Source organism: Sphingobium sp. AP49 (assembly GCF_000281715.2).
GTDB lineage: Bacteria > Pseudomonadota > Alphaproteobacteria > Sphingomonadales > Sphingomonadaceae > Sphingobium.
Genome location: NZ_CP124576.1, coordinates 4,255,644 through 4,271,415, shown reverse-complemented (window position 1 = coordinate 4,271,415; position 15,772 = coordinate 4,255,644). Strand labels below are relative to the sequence as shown.

The window sequence follows — 15,772 nt, the reverse complement described above, 5'->3', positions numbered from 1 at the left end:
GTTCGTCGCCGCCTGTGACACGGCGCGAGGCTAGAAGCTGCGTGGTGGACGGCCCATCGGGGTTATCCCCGATTTCCCCTATGGAAGATCACCCGTTGTCCGGCGACGGGGCGCTACACCACCGGCGTCAGCAGCGGCTGATCCCCGAACCAGGCGTCGAGATTGGCGAGCACCAGATCGGCCATCGCCTTGCGGGTGTGGACGGTGGCGCTGCCCTGATGCGGTTGCAGCACGACATGGTTCATCGCGAACAGCGCCTGTGGCACATGCGGTTCATGGGCGAATACGTCCAGGCCGGCGCCGGCAATGCGGCCATCGGCGAGGCGCTCGACCATCGCATCCTCGTCGATTACGCCACCCCGGCTGATATTCACGATCACCCCCTGTGGCCCCAGCGCGTCGAGCATGGCGCCATCGACCAGCTTGGCCGCTTCCGGCCCGCCCGATGTGGCGACGATCAGCACGTCGCTTTGCCGCGCGAAGTCGATGGCGTCGGCGACATAGCGATAGGGCGTGTCCGCCGCCGGCTTGCGGTTATGGTAGAGGATTGCACCCGCGACCGGCTCCAGCCGCCTGGCGATCGCCCGGCCGATCCGGCCCAGGCCCAATATGCCGATGGTCGCGCCCGTCACCCGGCCCGACAGCGCCGGCTTCTCGCCGCGCGCCCAGCCGCCCGACCGCACCAGAGCGTCATTGGCCGCGATGTTGCGCACCGTGGCATAGAGCAGGCCGACGGCCAGGTCGGCGACATCGTCGGTCAGCACGTCGGGCGTGTTGGTGACGCGGATGCCCTTGGCCCGGGCATGGTCGACATCGACCTTGTCATAGCCGACCGAGAAGAGGCCGATCATCTCCAGCCTGGGCAGCGCGTCCATGATTGCGGCCGGCGCCCCGACCGATCCGAAGCTGACCAGCGCGCGCGCCGCGCGTACGTCGGCCGGCAAGGTGGACAGATCCGCGTCGGCGGCCACGGCATGGACGGTGAAGCGCCGTTCCAGTTGCTCGGTCAGATAGGGGTAAAGCGGGCCATAGGCGACGATGGGTGGTCGGGTCTGATCGGTCATGTCGGACATCTAGGGTCTGGGCCGTGCGATCGCCACCCCTGCCTGCCCGATTGACAGGCCGTTTCGCCGGTCCTAGCCCCGCTGCATCATGGCCAGTGTCCCCTTATCGCAAGACAGCCGTTTCGGCCTGCGTCGCCAGGCCCGCCTGACCGGTCCGCTGCCGCTGTCGAGCGGCGCGAGCCTGGGTCCGGTCGACATCGCCTATGAAACCTATGGGCAGATGAATGCGGACAAGTCCAACATCATCCTGATCTGCCATGCGCTGACCGGCGATCAATATGTCGCGTCGGACCATCCTGTCACTGGCAAGCCGGGTTGGTGGTGGCGGATGGTGGGCGCTGGCAAGCCGGTCGATCCGGCGCGTCATTTCATCATATGCTCCAACGTCATCGGCAGCTGCATGGGTTCGTCTGGTCCCGCCAGCATCGATCCGGCGCTGGGCGATCCCTATGCAATGCGCTTCCCGGTGCTGACGATCGCCGACATGGTGCGGGCGCAGGCGGCGCTGCTCGACCATCTGGGGGTCGATCGGCTGGCGGCGGTGATCGGTGGGTCGATGGGCGGCATGCAGGCGCTGACCTGGCCGACGCTGTTCCCCGACCGGGTCGAACGCTGCATCGTCATCGCCTCTACGGCCCGGCACAGCGCGCAGAATATCGCCTTTCACGAGGTCGGACGCCAGGCGATCATGGCCGACCCGCACTGGCGCGGCGGCGACTATTATGCCGATGGCAAGGTGCCGAGCGCGGGCCTGGCCGTGGCGCGCATGGCCGCGCATATCACCTATCTCTCCGAAGCGGGCCTGACCGAGAAATTCGGGCGGCGGCTGCAGGGCAGGCCGGAAAATCCGAACGGAGCCAAGACGTTCGGCTTTGATGCGGATTTCCAGGTGGAAAGCTATCTGCGCCATCAGGGCTTGAGCTTCGTGGAGCGGTTCGACGCCAATAGCTATCTCTACATCACCCGCGCCATGGACTATTATGACATCGCCGAAGATCATGGCGGCAGCCTCGCCAGGGCGTTCACCGCGACGCGCGCGCGCTTCTGCCTGGTCAGCTTCGATACCGACTGGCTCTATCCCACCGCCGAATCCCGCGCGATCGTCCATGCGCTCAACGCCTCGGGCGCGCAGGCAAGCTTTGTCGAACTGTCCAGCCCCTTCGGCCATGACGCCTTCCTGCTGGAAAGTCCGGAATTGAACCGGGTGGTCGACGGCTTCCTGCGGGGCGGCCGGGCATGAGCGACCTTCTGCGGCCCGATCTGGCGCTGATCGCGCGGACCGTGCGACAGGGCGCCCGGGTGCTCGATGTCGGGTGCGGCGACGGCGCGCTGATGGCGGCGCTGCGCGACACGAGCGGCGTCGATGCGCGCGGGCTGGAGATTGACGGGTCGAATGTCGCTGCCGCGGTCGGGCGCGGCCTGTCGGTGGTGCAGGGCGATGCCGACACCGACCTCACTTACTATCCCGACGCCAGCTTCGACTATGCGATCCTCAGCCAGACGTTGCAGACGACGCGGCGGCCTGACCTGGTGGTCGAGGAATTGCTGCGCATCGGGCAGCAGGCCTTCGTCTCCTTCCCCAATTTCGCCCATTGGCGCGGACGCCTGTCCTTGTTGTGGGGCGGGCGGATGCCGGTGACGCGGCTGCTGCCCGACACCTGGTATGACACGCTCAACATCCACCATGTCACGGTCGACGATTTCCGCGCGCTGGTGAAGGAACGCGGCTGGACCATCGACGGCCAGTGGTTCCTGAAGGGCGACCGGGAAACCACCCATGCGAACGCGAACCTGTTCGCCGAACATGCGGTGTTCCTGCTGCGCAAATAGATGGATCGGCCGTCCGAACTGCCGGTCCTGCAGGACCGGCCTTTGACCCGGCGGGACATTGCGGCGGCCCCGGCCGTGCCGCATCGCCTGACCGGCTGCGATCTGGACGATGCGGATCTGTCCGGCCTCGACCTCACCGGCTGGGTGTTCGAGCGCTGCACCCTGCGCAAGGCCAATCTGCGCGACGCAAGGCTGGGCGATTCGCTGTGGCAATCCTGCCGGGGCGCCTTCGTCGATTGTAGCGGCGCGGACCTGAGCGAGGCACGCATCAATGCCTGCGATTTCAACAATGGCAGTTTCCGGCGCGCGCGGCTGAGCGCCACCACCTTCACCGGATCGAAACTGACCGGTGCCGATTTCAGCGATGCCCGGACGATGGATCTGCAGTTCGAGGAAAGCCTGCTGATCAACGCGAAGCTGGCCGGGGTCAGTTTCCTCAAGCAGGTCGTGCGCAAGGTGGATTTCGCGCAGGCCGATCTGCGCAAATGCGATTTTCGCGCGGCCGTGCTGATCGATTGCAGCCTGCGCGACGCCCATATGGCCGGATCGCGCTTTGATGGAGCGGATTTGCGCGCCTGCGATCTGGGCGGGCTGCGCCTGATGGATGCCCGGCTGTTCCGGGGCGCGACCATCTCACGCGATCAGGCGGGGCAGTTGCTGGGCGAGCTGGGCCTCAACGTGCGCTGATCGTTCAGACTGTTTGAGAAAGCCGGTACCAGCCCGCTCCCCCGCCCAACCACCCGACAGGATGACACTGGATCGGGCGGTTGGGCGGGGGAGCGGGCCGGTGCCGCATCGAAAATGCGCTCTTGCGCGCATTTTCCAAGCAGGCTCTCAGCTCCGCTTGCCGATCCCCTTTTCGATCAGTTCGTTGGCAATGGCGGCGATCTCGTCGGCGGGGCGACTGTCGTCCCACACGCCGTAGCGCAGGCCCAGAAACACGTTCATGCCCATGATCGCCCAGGCATGGACCTCGCCGATATCGGCGCGCACGTCGCCACGTTCCGCCGCCTTGGCCAGCCGCGCCGCCATGCGGGTGGCGGTATTTTCATAATGGGCGCGATAGGCGGCCTGGTCGACAAACTCCGCCTCGTCGATGATGCGATAGATTTCCTTGTGGGTGCGGGCGAATTCCAGGAAGCTGAGCAGGCCGATGCGTTCGGCGTCGATGCCGTCGCGGGCTTCGGCGATGCGGGGGGAGACATAGTCGCGCACCTGGCCCGACATGTCGGCGACCAGCGCCCGGAAAATATCGTCCTTGGTATCGAAATAGGTGTAGAAGCTGCCGAGTGCGCAGCCCGCCCGGCGGGTGATGCCGCTGATCGACCCTTCGTGGAAACCCTTCTCGCCAAATTCCTCGGCCGCCGCCGACAGCAAGGCCCGGCGGGTACGCTCGCCCCGTGCGGTGCGGGGCGCCTTGTCGCCCCGTGCCTCATCCTTGGGGGGTGCCGGTTCGGTCATGCTCTCTCCATGCGCCTATATTCCACAGGCCTGTCCAACGCCTTGTTGCCGTGGGTCGGTCCCACATCCGCAAGACGTTTCGCGGCCTTGTTCGCCACCCCCTCATATTTGAAGTTGAAAGATGGTTCAACTTTCATTATTCCTCTCTTCAAGCAGATTGGCCGCCCGGATCACCGGGGGCCGCTTCAGGAGAGGAACCGCCCATGCAGGCCCATCACAGCATTCGTGCCCTTGCCCTCGCATCCGCCGCGTGGAGCGGCCTGTGCGCCATGCCCGCGCTCGCCCAGGCCGTTACCGGGCCGGCGGCGCAGGCGGAGGACAGCGCGATCATCGTCACCGCCCGCCGCCGCGAGGAAAGCCTGGTCGATGTGCCGATCGCGGTCAGCGCCTTTTCCGGCGAGGCGCTGGAACGGGGCGGGGCGATCGACATCAGCGATCTCGCCAACGTCACCCCCAACACCACGCTGGAGGCATCGCGCGGCACCAATTCGACGCTGACCGCCTTCATCCGCGGCGTGGGTCAGCAGGATCCGGTCTCCGGCTTTGAACAGGGCGTCGGCATCTATCTCGACGATGTCTATCTCAACCGGCCGCAGGGGGCGCTGCTCGACATCTACGACGTCGAACGGATCGAGGTGCTGCGCGGACCGCAGGGCACGCTCTATGGCCGCAACACGATCGGCGGCGCGGTCAAATATGTGACCAAGCAGCTGCCGCAGGATTTCTCGCTCAAGCTCAAGGGCACTTATGGCAGCTATGATCAGGCGGACGGCATCGTCACCGTGTCGGCGCCGATCGGCGATCTGGTGCGCGTCGGCGGCGCGCTCGCCCGCCTGTCGCGCGGCGGCTTCGGCACCAATCTCACCACCGGCGAGGATAATTACAACAAGGATATCTGGGCCGGCCGGGCGACCTTCGAGGTCGGCGGCTATGACGCGCCGGTGCTGATGCGCATCACCGGCGACTATAGCAAGGACAAGAGCAATCCGCGCGGTGGCCATCGGCTGATGCCGGGGCAGCTGTCGGGCACGCCGATGCTGGACGATGTATTCGACAGCCAGGGCGCGCTGATCGATCCCAGGCAATATGTGAAGTCCTACGGCCTGTCGATGAACCTGACGGCGGAACTCAACGACGCGGTGACGCTGCGCTCGATCAGCGCCTGGCGCAAGGATGACAGTGCCTCGCCGATCGATTTCGACGCGCTGCCCGCCGTCGATGTCGACGTGCCGGCCTTCTACGCCAATGAACAGCTCAGCCAGGAATTCCAGCTGCTCTACGACAAGGGCCGGGTCCATGGCATGGTCGGCTTCTATTATCTCGATGCCAGCGCCGACACCCAGTTCGACACCCGCATATTCACCACCGTGCCGGGCCTGACCGCCTTCACCCAGGCCAATGTCGATACCGAAACCTATGCGGTGTTCGGCGATGTGACCTTCGACCTCAGCGACCAGATCAGCCTGTCGGCCGGCGGTCGCTATACCTGGGATCAGCGCACGGCCGACATACTGCGGCAAAGCTATCTGGGCGGTGGCTCGCCCGTGTTCGGCGGCGCGGGCACCCCGTTCGGCGCGCCCAGCACCGACTTCCGCGGTACCAAGACCTACAAGAAATTCACCCCGCGCTTCTCGGTCAGCTATCAGCCCACGCCCGAACATAATCTCTACGCCAGCTATTCGCAGGGCTTCAAGGGCGGCGGCTTCGACCCGCGCGGCGTCGGCACCAACGCGCCCGACCTCAATGGCGACGGCATCCGCCAGGAAAGCGAGATCGCCGATTTCCTGAGCTTCGAGCCGGAAGAGGTGAACAGCTATGAGATCGGCTATAAGGGCAACCTGATGGACGGCGCCCTCTATGTCGCGGTCGCCGGCTTCTATGCCGATTACAAGAATGTGCAGATTCCCGGCTCGGTTGCCTGCACCGTCAGCGTTGGCGGCGTGCCGACCCCGTCCTTCTGCGGCGTCGTGTCCAACGCCGGCAAGGCGCGGATGAAGGGGCTGGAGTTTGAGAGCAATGCGCGGCTGGGCCGCGATATCCTGAGCGGCGGCGACCGGCTGAACCTGCAGACCGCGATCGGCTTCATCGATGCCGACTATCGCGAATATATCGCCAATATCGCCAGCGTGCCGACCGACGTCGCCGACTATCGCAAGGTGCAGAATACGCCCAAATGGACCGCCAGCGGCACGCTCAGCTACAATGTGCCGGTGGGCGATGGCAGCGTCTATTTCGGCACCACCGTCTCGTGGCGCTCCAAGACCTATCAGTTCGAGATTCCCAATCCCTATATCGACCAGAAGGGCTATGCGCTCTGGGATGCCAGCCTGGTTTATACCGCGCCCAGCGATCGCTGGACCCTGGGCCTGCACGGCAAGAATCTGCTCGACAAGGAATATAAGACCTCGGGCTATACCTTCGTCTCGGCCAATCCGGTAACCGGCGAAATCATCAACAATGCCGCCGGCTATCCCAACCCCTCGCTCGGCAGGGAAGGCACGCTGACCGCCTTCTACGGTAATCCGCGCCAGGTGTTCGTGACCGGCACGGTCAAGTTCTGATCCTGTCTACCCCATCCGTTCGGTTCGAGCCTGTCGAGAACCATTGCATAACCGGCTTCTCGACTCGGCTCGAAGCGAACGGAAAATTTGGTATCAGGCCCGCATGACCGACCGAACCTCTTCCCCTGCCTATCGCGGCGTCGTGCTTGCGATGCTGCTGCTGGTTTATACCTTCAACTTCCTCGACCGGCAGATCCTGGGCATCCTGGCCGGGCCGATCAAGGCGGAGCTGCGACTGACCGATACCCAGCTCGGCGCGCTGGGCGGCATCGCCTTCGCTTTGCTCTATTCGACGCTGGCGATCCCGCTGGCGTTGCTTGCCGACCGGACCAGCCGCACCTGGGTCATCACCGTCAGTCTGGCGATATGGAGCGGCTTCACCGCGCTGTGCGGGCTAGCCGGCAATTTCATGCAGATGTTCCTGTTCCGCATCGGCGTCGGCGTGGGGGAGGCGGGCGGTGTCGCCCCCTCCTATGCCGTCATCTCGGACTATTTCCCGCAGCATCAGCGCGCCCGCGCCCTGTCCATCTATTCGCTCGGCATTCCGCTGGGGTCGGCGGGCGGCGTGCTGCTGGGCGGCTATATCGCGCAGACGGTGGAATGGCGTGTCGCTTTCATCGCGGTCGGCATCATGGGGATCATCATCGCGCCGATCTTCCGCCTCGTGGTGCGCGAACCGGCCCGCCCGGTGCAGGCCGGCACGCCTGTACCCGTCAGCGCCGTGTTCGGCATCCTCGCGGCCAAGCGCAGCTTCTGGTTCCTGGCGCTGGGCGCGGCATGCAGTTCGATGTGCGGCTATGGCGTCGCCTTCTGGCTGCCCAGCCTGTTGATGCGCAGCTTCGGCCTCGACCTGCTGGGCGCGGGCCAGTTCCTGGGCGGGCTGCTGCTGCTGGGCGGGGTTGCGGGCGTGCTGCTCGGCGGCTTCCTGGGCGATGCCATGGGTAATCGGGACAAGGCCTGGTTCGCCTGGGTGCCGGCGATCAGCTATGTGATCGGGATGCCCTTGTTCGTGGTCGGGGTGCTGTCGTCCAGTGTCGGCTTCGCCTTCGCCCTGTTCCTGATCCCGCAGGCCCTGGTCTATGTCTGGCTCGGCCCGGTGCTGACCGCCGTGCAGCATCTGGTGCCGCCGCATATGCGGGCCAGCGCCTCGGCGACCTTCCTGCTGATCAACAATTTGGTCGGCCTTGGCCTTGGCAGCTGGAGCGTCGGCGCCCTGTCCGACGCACTGGCGCCTACCTATGGCCATGAAGCGCTGCGCTACGCCATCGTCGCGGCGCTCGGCTTCTACCTGCTCGCCGGGCTGTTCATGGCGCTGGCCGGCAAGGCGCTGCGCAGGGATTGGGTTACGGCCTGAAACAATAAGGGCAGATTGCTGATTTCAGATCAGCAATCTGCCCTCGTCATTCCGTCAATTCAACAGTGCGACAGGCCGTCATCCTGTCAACTTCGTTGTCAGCTTAACGCTCTTTGGTCGCGCTGAACTTCACCTTGGGGTGGCGCTCCTGCTGATAGCCGATGTCCCAGGCGCTGCGCGCCATGAACACCAGATTGCCGTCGCGGTCCTTGGCCATGTTGGCGCTATTATAGGCGACCAGATCCTTGATCGCCTGATCGTCGCCACTGATCCAGCGCGCCGTGTCGAAGGGCGAGGGTTCCAGCACTGCCGCGACCTTATATTCGGCCTCCAGCCGGCTGATCAGCACTTCCAGCTGCAACTGGCCGACGACGCCGACGATCCAGTTGCTGCCGATCTCGGGATAGAAGACCTGGATGACGCCCTCTTCCGACAGGTCATCCAGCGCCTTGCGCAGCTGCTTGGTCTTGGTCGGGTCCTTCAACTGGACGCGGCGCAGGATTTCCGGCGCGAAATTGGGCAGGCCGGTGAAGCGCAGGCCGGGCTTCTCGCTAAGCGTGTCGCCCACGCGCAGCGCGCCATGATTGGGGATGCCGATGATATCGCCAGGGAAGGCCTCGTCCGCCAGTTCGCGGTCCTGCGCGAAGAACAGGATCGGCGAGTGGACGGCCAGCGCCTTGCCGCTGCCCGACGGAGTCAGCTTCATGCCGCGGCGGAACTTGCCAGACACCAGCCGCATGAAGGCGATGCGGTCGCGGTGCATCGGGTCCATGTTGGCCTGCACCTTGAAGATGAAGCCGGTGACTTCGCTGCCCTCGGGTTCGACCGGCGCGGGCTCGGCCGGCTGGGCGCGCGGCGGCGGCGCATGCGCCGACAGCGCGTCGATCAGCTCGGTCACGCCGAACAGCTTCAACGCCGACCCGAAATAGACCGGGGTCAGGTCGCCATGGCGATAGCGTTCCAGGTCGAACTCGGCATAGCCGCCCTGGGCCAGCTCGGCCTCCTCGCGCAGCTTTGCCAGGCCCCGCTCCGACAGATAATCGGCCAGCTTGGGATCATCCAGGCCGCTGAACTGGTGGCGGGTGCCGTCAAATTCCTTGGACGGGCCAGTGGGCTGCATCAGCCGGTTGGTGGCGAAGTCGTAGATACCCTCGAACTCGCCGCCCATGCCGACCGGCCAGCTCATCGGGCAGACGTCGAGCTGCAACTGGTCCGCCACCTCGTCGAGCAGGCCGAACAGTTCGCGGCCCTCGCGGTCGACCTTGTTGACGAAGGTGATGATCGGCACGTTGCGCAGGCGACAGACCTCGAACAGCTTGCGCGTCTGCGGCTCGATGCCCTTGGCCGCGTCGATCACCATCACCGCCGAGTCCACCGCGGTCAGGGTGCGATAGGTATCTTCGCTGAAATCCTCGTGGCCCGGCGTGTCGAGCAGGTTGAAGGTGATGGTCTCGCCATCGCGCGTCCGCTCGAACGTCATGACCGAGGAGGTGACGGAGATGCCGCGCTGCTGCTCGATCTTCATCCAGTCCGACCGCGCGCGCCGGTTCGCGCCGCGCGCCTTGACCTCGCCGGCCAGGTGAATCGCGCCGCCTTCCAGCAGCAGCTTTTCGGTCAGCGTGGTCTTACCGGCGTCCGGGTGGGAAATGATCGCGAAGGTGCGGCGGGATGGGATGCTCATGGGGCGCCCATATAGGGATTTTTGCGCCCAAAGCGAGTCGCGCGTTAGGCGTCGCCGTCAGCCCCAACCAGCGTCACGTCCATGCGGAAGCTGCGCGCATCGCCCGGCAGCAGGGTCATGATGCCCTGCTTGTCCCAGACATCGCCGGTGAAGCCAACCGGGTCGGCCATGCCGGCCCAGGGTTCGACGCACAGATAATGGGCGCCCGGCTTCTGCCACAGGCCGAGCCAAGGCGTATCGGGGAAATCGATCTTCAGGTGCGGCTGGCCGGGCACGCCCCAGGTCAGCGACCGGCTGTTGAGATCGTCCCAGATCAAAGCGTCGCCTGCGAACATGTCATGGGTTGGCGCCAGTTCCTTCCCCTCGACCGGGGAGGGCACGCTGTCCAGTGCGATCAGCCCCGGCTCGCTGCCGACCTTGCGGATCGGCGCGGGTTCGGCCTGCTCGAACAGGATGCGGTGCTCCTCGACGCTGCCGCCATAGGGCAGTGGCCAGGCGAAGGCCGGATGATAGCCGAAGCTGAACGGCATCGCCGTCTCGCCCCGGTTCATGACGGTGGCCGTCATGCGCAGGCTTGGCCCCTCCAGCACGAAACCCATGTCCAGCCGGAAATCGAACGGATAGACGGCGCGGCTGTCCCGGTCCGCCTCCAGCCGGAACAGCGCGGCTTCCGCGTTGCGATGGACCAGGGTGAAGGCGCTGGTCCGGGCAAAGCCATGCTGCCCCATCGGATAGTCGACATCGTTCAGCCGATAGACGTCGCCGCGCGACCGGCCGACGAAGGGGAAGAGCAGGGGCGCATGGCCGGTCCACCATTGTGGGTCGGCATCGGTCATCAATTCGCGGCCCTGCGCATCGGTTAGCGACCAGAGTTCGGCACCCAGCGGCGATAGGGTGGCGGACAGGTCGTCGGAGGCGATGGCGATGCGGTCGTTCATGGCGAAACACTCCTGTTTGCCCAGCGACATAGCGCGGCAAAAGGCCTCTGTCTTGCCCGCTGCGCAATCGTTACGTTGGGGAACCGACAAGGGCATGACGGGTTGAGCCAGCGGGAGGACTATCGATGAAGATTGCCATATCGACCGCCATGATGTTGCTGCTGCTGGGGACATCTGCTCTGGCACAGGACAAGAAGAAGGACGACACGCTCGACAAGGCGGGCGACATTGCCAGCCAGCCGGTGCGCGACGTCGGTCTCGACAAGACCGAAACGCCGCCGCTGCTGCAAAAGGCGGTGGAAAATCCCTATGCGCCACCGCCCTCGAAGACCTGCAAGGGCCTCAACGCATCGATGGGCGAACTCAATGCCGTGCTTGGCCCGGACTTCACCGTCGGCCAAGCGGCGAATGAAGATCGTACCGGCAAGATCGCCGAAGGCGTCGGCAAGGCGGTGGTCAATTCGCTGATCCCCTTCCGCGGCATCGTCCGTGAAGTCAGCGGCGCGGCCCCGGCCGAACGCCGCCTGCGCGCGGCGGTCGCCGCCGGCATCGCCCGGCGCGCCTATCTGCGCGGCATGGCGGTGGAAAAGGGCTGCAAGATCACGGGATAGGATCGGGCGCCGCCGGGCGCGGCGCGCCGAACAGCAACAGCCAGACGGCAAAGGCGCCTTCGCCCAGCAAAGGCACGAAATCGAGCTGGCCGGGGATCGCCTCGCCGATCGCCGGCGACAGCAGCGCCAGGGTGCGGGCGACCAGATGGACCGCGCCTCCCGCCATCAGCAGCACGCCGACCGCCACCGGCAACCGCCGCGAGCGGATCGCCAGCCAGCCGATCAGCAGGCAATAGATGCCGAAGAAAATGAGGCTGATGCCATAGAGATCATTGTGGAGGCTGAGGCTGATCCGCACCAGCGACTGCACCTCCGCCATCGGGATGCCGGGATGCGGCGCGCCATCGAGCAGTGCGAGGGGGAGCAGATGAAGCAGGCTGTTGCCCGCCAGCACGGCGATGCCGGTCAGGCTGAACAGGGTGGCTATGCGGGCCAGCACCCGCCCGGTCGGCGCGAACAGGCCATAGAGCAGGGCGGTGACCGCCAGATAGCAGCAGAGCATGCCAACATCGCTCGCCCCGCCGGCGCGGTAGAGCCAGGGATAGTCGGCAATGTTGCGCGCCGTCTCGCGCCCGCTGCCGGGCACGATCAGGGCCGCGCGCACCACCGCCTCGGCAAACATGCCGCAGCCAATGGTGCCGATGTAGAAGAGGCCGGCGAGGCGGGCCTGAAGTCGTTCAGCCTTCCCGTCCATCGCCAGCCTTTCCTGCTTTAGCCGCGCAGGCTCGCGCCCAGCTTCTGGGCGGCCTTGACCACGGCGGCGCTGATCGCGTCCAGCTCTTCCTGGGCGAAGCTCTTTTCGCCCGGCTGCAGCGTGATCTCCACCGCCAGCGACTTGTGCCCTTCATCCACGCCGGGGCCGGTGAAGACGTCGAACAGGCGCGCCTCGACGATCGCCTTCTTGTCCGTGCCCTTGACCGCGCGCACCAGCGCATCGGCCTCGACCGCCTCCGGCACCAGGAAGGCGAAGTCGCGCTTCACCGCCTGCAGCGCCGGCGGCGCATAGGGCGCGCGCATGAAGCCGCTCTTGCGCTTGGCCGGAATCGCATCGAGGAAGATTTCGCCCGCGACCACGGTGCCGGACAGGCCGAACTGCTTGGCAAGGCTCGGATGCAGCACGCCATATTCGGCCAGCACCACCTTGGGGCCGAGGCGCAGCGTGCCCGACTGGCCCGGATGATAGGCCGCCGATGCCTCGCCCATGCTCTGCAGATTGCCGACCGGCGCGCCGGCCGCCGCCAGCAGCGCGATCACTTCGCCCTTGGCATCGAATGCGTCGAAGGGTTGGGCCTTGCCGCTCTGCCAGCTGCGCGCCGTCTTCTCGCCGGCCAGCACGAAGCCGACGGTGGCGCGCTCGCCCTGCTTGAAATAGCGCCGGCCGAGCTCAAACAGCCGGATCGACGTCGCGCTGCGATCGACATTGCGCTTGGTCGCCGACAGCAGGCCGGGCAGCAGCGAGGGGCGCATGACCTTCAGATCTTCGGAGATTGGATTGGCCAGCGTCCAGTCGCCACCGCCAACGCTCGCGGCTTCCTTCTCGGAAATGAAGGACCAGTTGATCGCTTCGGCCAGGCCCCGGGCGGCGGCGGTGCGGCGCACGCGGCGCTCGACCAGCTGCTCGGCCGTGGCGGTCGGGCGGGCAACGCCCGGCACGCGCGGCAGCGGGGTGGACGGCACATGGTCCAGGCCGACGATGCGCACCACTTCCTCGACAATGTCGGGCCAGCCGTCGACGTCACGGCGCCAGGTCGGCACGCTGATCGTCCAATGGCCCGGCACGCTCACCGGCACGCCATCCTGATATTCGATGCTGGCGGCTTCGCCGCTGACGCCGAAGCCCAGGCTTTCCAGGATGCGCTTCTGCACATCCTGCGGCACGTCGACGCCGGCCAGCGCCAGGCACTGGTCGGGCGCATAGGCGACCATCTTGGGCGTGGCGGGCGGGGTGCCGGCGCGGGTCGCTTCCGATGCTGTGCCACCGCACAGGGTCATGACCAGGCTGGTGGCGATCGACAGGCCATCGTCCAGGAAGGCGGGATCGACGCCGCGCTCGAACCGGCCACGCGCATCTGAGGTCAGCGCCAGCTTCTGGCCGGTCACCGCGATCCGTTCGGGCGTGAAATAGGCGCATTCGATCAGCACGTCGGTCGTGCCGTCCTGCGCGCCCGAATGTTCGCCGCCCATGATGCCGCCGATATCGTGCACGGCTTCGTCGTCGGCGATGACGGTCATCGTCTCGTCAATGGCATAGGTCTTGCCATTGAGCGCCAGTACCTGCTCGCCGGCCTTGCCCAGCCTCGCGACCAGCCCGCCCTTGAGCGTCGCCATGTCATAGACATGCAGCGGCCGGCCGAGGTCGATCATGATGTAGTTGGTGATGTCCACCAGCGCGCTGATCGGCTTCTGGCCGATCGCCTTGAGCCTGCGCGCCATCCATTCGGGCGAGGCACCATTGGTCACGCCCTTGACCGATCGGGCGAAGAAGGCCGGGCAGCCATCGACATCGTCGGTACGCACGTCGGGGCCGGGGCCGACGCCGGCAATCTCCGGCACGATGATGGCGTTGAGCGTGCCGAGGCCCGCCGCCGCCAGATCGCGGGCGATGCCGCGCACGCCCATGCAGTCCTGACGGTTCGGCGTGATCGACACGTCGATGACGGGGTCGTTGAGGCCCGCCCAGTTCGCATAGACTTCACCGACCGGCGCGTCGGCGGCCAGTTCGATGATGCCGTCATGATCGTCACCCAACTCCAACTCGCGGGTGGAGCACATCATGCCGTTGGATTCGACGCCGCGAATGGCGGTCTTCTTGAGCACCATGCCGTTGACCGGCACCACTGCGCCCTCGATGCCGAACACGCCGATCAGGCCGGCGCGGGCATTGGGGGCGCCGCACACGACCTGCAGCGGGGTACCGTCGCCATGGTCGACGCTCAGCACCTGCAGCTTGTCGGCCTGCGGGTGACGCTCGGCGGTCAGGATCTTGGCGATCTTGAACGCGCCCAGCTTCTCGGCCGGGTTTTCCACATCCTCGACCTCCAGCCCGATGGCGTTCAGCGTCTTGAGGATGGTGGCCAGATCGGCATCGGTGTTGAGATGGGTCTTGAGCCAGGACAGGGTGAACTTCATGCGCCGACTCCTCCCGACAGCGTGGGCACGTCGAGCGCCGAAAAACCATAATGTTTGAGCCAGCGCAGGTCGCCGTCGAAGAAGGCGCGCAGGTCGTTCATGCCATATTTCAGCATGGCGAGGCGATCGACGCCGGTACCGAAGGCAAAGCCCTGCCATTCGTCGGGATCAAGGCCGCAGGCCTCGATCACGCGGCGGTTGACCATACCGCTGCCCAGCACTTCCAGCCAGCCGCCACCGGGCGCATCGCCGTCGCCGCCAATGACGCGCTGGCCATTGGTCAGGGTATAGCCGACATCGACTTCCACCGACGGTTCGGTGAAGGGGAAATAGCTCGGGCGCAGGCGCAGGACGATATCCTCGCGCTCGAAGAAGGCCTTGAGGAAGGTTTCCAGCGTCCATTTCAGGTGACCGAGCGTGATGCCCTTGTCGATCACCAGACCCTCGATCTGGTGGAACATGGGCGTGTGGGTCGCGTCGGAGTCGCTGCGATAGACGCGGCCGGGCGCGATGATGCGGATCGGCGGCTCCTGCGTCATCATCGTGCGGATCTGCACCGGCGAGGTGTGGGTGCGCAGCAGCATCTTCTTCTGCCCTTCCTCGTCGGGGAAGTAGAAGGTGTCGTGCATCGCGCGGGCCGGGTGCGTCTCAGGGATGTTGAGCGCAGTGAAATTATACCAGTCGTCCTCGATCTCCGGACCGGTCGCGACCGAGAAGCCCAGGTCGGCGAAGATTTCCGCCAGCTCGTCCATCACCTGGCTTACTGCATGAACGCTGCCCTGCGGCCCCAGATCGGCCGGCAGGGTCATGTCGACCTTTTCCGAGGCGAGGCGGGCGTCGAGCGCGGCCTGCTCCAGCGCGGCCTTGCGGTCGGCGATCGCGGCGGTCACGCTTTCGCGCAGATCCTGGATCGGGGGGCCTTTCTCCAGACGCTCCTCGGGCGACATGCCGCCCAGCGTCTTGAGCAGGCCGGTGACGACCCCATTCTTGCCCAGCGCGCCCACGCGCAGTCCTTCCAGCGCGTCCAGCGTGTCGGCAGCCTCGATGTCGGCGATCAGGCCGGCTTTCAATGCGCTAATTTCGGTCATTCTTCTTCCAGAGCCTGTGGTGGCGGAAACATGCCCGCGGCCTTAGCGGGGCATG

At 65.9% G+C, this 15,772-nt stretch carries 13 protein-coding genes; 6 read left to right on the top strand and 7 right to left on the bottom strand.

Going from position 1 to position 15,772, the window contains the following annotated elements; translation table 11 throughout:
- Window positions 1–113 precede the first annotated feature (113 nt).
- Window positions 114–1,073 carry a 2-hydroxyacid dehydrogenase gene (locus PMI04_RS20155; protein WP_007711837.1) on the bottom strand — a complete coding sequence of 320 codons (960 nt, stop codon included), beginning with the start codon at window positions 1,071–1,073 and terminating at the stop codon, window positions 114–116.
- A gap of 79 nt (window positions 1,074–1,152) precedes the next feature.
- Between PMI04_RS20155 and PMI04_RS20150 the strand changes: the two genes are divergently transcribed.
- From PMI04_RS20150 to PMI04_RS20140, 3 genes are read left to right on the top strand one after another with little or no spacing between them, the layout of a single operon-like run.
- Window positions 1,153–2,304 carry a homoserine O-acetyltransferase gene (locus tag PMI04_RS20150; protein ID WP_007711839.1) on the top strand — a complete coding sequence of 384 codons (1,152 nt, stop codon included), beginning with the start codon at window positions 1,153–1,155 and terminating at the stop codon, window positions 2,302–2,304.
- Complete coding sequence (gene metW / locus PMI04_RS20145) at window positions 2,301–2,894, top strand: methionine biosynthesis protein MetW (protein ID WP_007711841.1); 594 nt, start codon at window positions 2,301–2,303, stop codon at window positions 2,892–2,894. Before PMI04_RS20150 ends, metW begins: the two co-directional genes overlap by 4 nt.
- On the top strand, window positions 2,895–3,581 hold the full coding sequence (locus PMI04_RS20140) for a pentapeptide repeat-containing protein (RefSeq protein ID WP_007711843.1): 687 nt from the start codon (window positions 2,895–2,897) through the stop codon (window positions 3,579–3,581).
- Between the two features lie 147 nt (window positions 3,582–3,728).
- On the opposite strand, the gene PMI04_RS20135 is transcribed toward PMI04_RS20140, so the two are convergent.
- Window positions 3,729–4,355 carry a TetR/AcrR family transcriptional regulator gene (locus PMI04_RS20135; RefSeq protein WP_007711844.1) on the bottom strand — a complete coding sequence of 209 codons (627 nt, stop codon included), beginning with the start codon at window positions 4,353–4,355 and terminating at the stop codon, window positions 3,729–3,731.
- 203 nt (window positions 4,356–4,558) lie between these two features.
- On the opposite strand from PMI04_RS20135, the gene PMI04_RS20130 reads away from it, so the two are divergent.
- Both PMI04_RS20130 and PMI04_RS20125 read left to right on the top strand, forming a co-directional pair.
- On the top strand, window positions 4,559–6,916 hold the full coding sequence (locus PMI04_RS20130) for a TonB-dependent receptor (RefSeq protein ID WP_007711847.1): 2,358 nt from the start codon (window positions 4,559–4,561) through the stop codon (window positions 6,914–6,916).
- 103 nt (window positions 6,917–7,019) lie between these two features.
- Window positions 7,020–8,270: an MFS transporter gene (locus PMI04_RS20125; RefSeq protein WP_007711849.1), complete on the top strand. Its 1,251-nt coding sequence runs from the start codon at window positions 7,020–7,022 to the stop codon at window positions 8,268–8,270.
- A gap of 103 nt (window positions 8,271–8,373) precedes the next feature.
- Here PMI04_RS20125 and PMI04_RS20120 read toward each other — a convergent pair whose 3' ends face one another.
- Entirely contained in the window at window positions 8,374–9,951 is a 1,578-nt protein-coding gene (locus PMI04_RS20120; protein ID WP_007711854.1) for a peptide chain release factor 3, read from the bottom strand.
- A gap of 44 nt (window positions 9,952–9,995) precedes the next feature.
- Complete coding sequence (locus PMI04_RS20115; RefSeq protein WP_007711856.1) at window positions 9,996–10,889, bottom strand: aldose 1-epimerase family protein; 894 nt, start codon at window positions 10,887–10,889, stop codon at window positions 9,996–9,998.
- 125 nt (window positions 10,890–11,014) lie between these two features.
- Between PMI04_RS20115 and PMI04_RS20110 the strand changes: the two genes are divergently transcribed.
- Entirely contained in the window at window positions 11,015–11,500 is a 486-nt protein-coding gene (locus tag PMI04_RS20110; RefSeq protein WP_007711859.1) for a hypothetical protein, read from the top strand.
- Here the strand turns inward: PMI04_RS20110 and PMI04_RS20105 are convergent.
- Genes PMI04_RS20105 through pheS form a run of 3 tightly spaced genes read right to left on the bottom strand, consistent with a single transcriptional unit; the run spans window position 11,490 to window position 15,717 of the window.
- Window positions 11,490–12,194 carry a DUF4386 domain-containing protein gene (locus PMI04_RS20105; RefSeq protein WP_007711862.1) on the bottom strand — a complete coding sequence of 235 codons (705 nt, stop codon included), beginning with the start codon at window positions 12,192–12,194 and terminating at the stop codon, window positions 11,490–11,492. The genes PMI04_RS20110 and PMI04_RS20105 overlap by 11 nt on opposite strands.
- A 17-nt stretch (window positions 12,195–12,211) precedes the next feature.
- Window positions 12,212–14,629, bottom strand: a complete 2,418-nt coding sequence (gene pheT / locus PMI04_RS20100) for a phenylalanine--tRNA ligase subunit beta (protein ID WP_007711864.1) — start codon at window positions 14,627–14,629, stop codon at window positions 12,212–12,214.
- Window positions 14,626–15,717, bottom strand: coding sequence for a phenylalanine--tRNA ligase subunit alpha (gene pheS / locus PMI04_RS20095; protein WP_007711866.1), 1,092 nt, complete (start codon window positions 15,715–15,717; stop codon window positions 14,626–14,628). The genes pheT and pheS overlap by 4 nt, the downstream gene beginning before the upstream one ends.
- Window positions 15,718–15,772: the final 55 nt, after the last annotated feature.

Coding starts and splice junctions, on each gene's coding strand:
- metW (WP_007711841.1), top strand. CDS start 2,301: ATGAGCGACCTTCTGCGGCCCGATCTGGCGCTGATCGCGCGGACCGTG.
- PMI04_RS20150 (WP_007711839.1), top strand. CDS start 1,153: ATGGCCAGTGTCCCCTTATCGCAAGACAGCCGTTTCGGCCTGCGTCGC.
- PMI04_RS20110 (WP_007711859.1), top strand. CDS start 11,015: ATGAAGATTGCCATATCGACCGCCATGATGTTGCTGCTGCTGGGGACA.
- PMI04_RS20125 (WP_007711849.1), top strand. CDS start 7,020: ATGACCGACCGAACCTCTTCCCCTGCCTATCGCGGCGTCGTGCTTGCG.
- PMI04_RS20140 (WP_007711843.1), top strand. CDS start 2,895: ATGGATCGGCCGTCCGAACTGCCGGTCCTGCAGGACCGGCCTTTGACC.
- PMI04_RS20155 (WP_007711837.1), bottom strand. CDS start 1,073: ATGTCCGACATGACCGATCAGACCCGACCACCCATCGTCGCCTATGGC.
- pheS (WP_007711866.1), bottom strand. CDS start 15,717: ATGACCGAAATTAGCGCATTGAAAGCCGGCCTGATCGCCGACATCGAG.
- PMI04_RS20120 (WP_007711854.1), bottom strand. CDS start 9,951: ATGAGCATCCCATCCCGCCGCACCTTCGCGATCATTTCCCACCCGGAC.
- PMI04_RS20115 (WP_007711856.1), bottom strand. CDS start 10,889: ATGAACGACCGCATCGCCATCGCCTCCGACGACCTGTCCGCCACCCTA.
- pheT (WP_007711864.1), bottom strand. CDS start 14,629: ATGAAGTTCACCCTGTCCTGGCTCAAGACCCATCTCAACACCGATGCC.
- PMI04_RS20105 (WP_007711862.1), bottom strand. CDS start 12,194: ATGGACGGGAAGGCTGAACGACTTCAGGCCCGCCTCGCCGGCCTCTTC.
- PMI04_RS20135 (WP_007711844.1), bottom strand. CDS start 4,355: ATGACCGAACCGGCACCCCCCAAGGATGAGGCACGGGGCGACAAGGCG.
- PMI04_RS20130 (WP_007711847.1), top strand. CDS start 4,559: ATGCAGGCCCATCACAGCATTCGTGCCCTTGCCCTCGCATCCGCCGCG.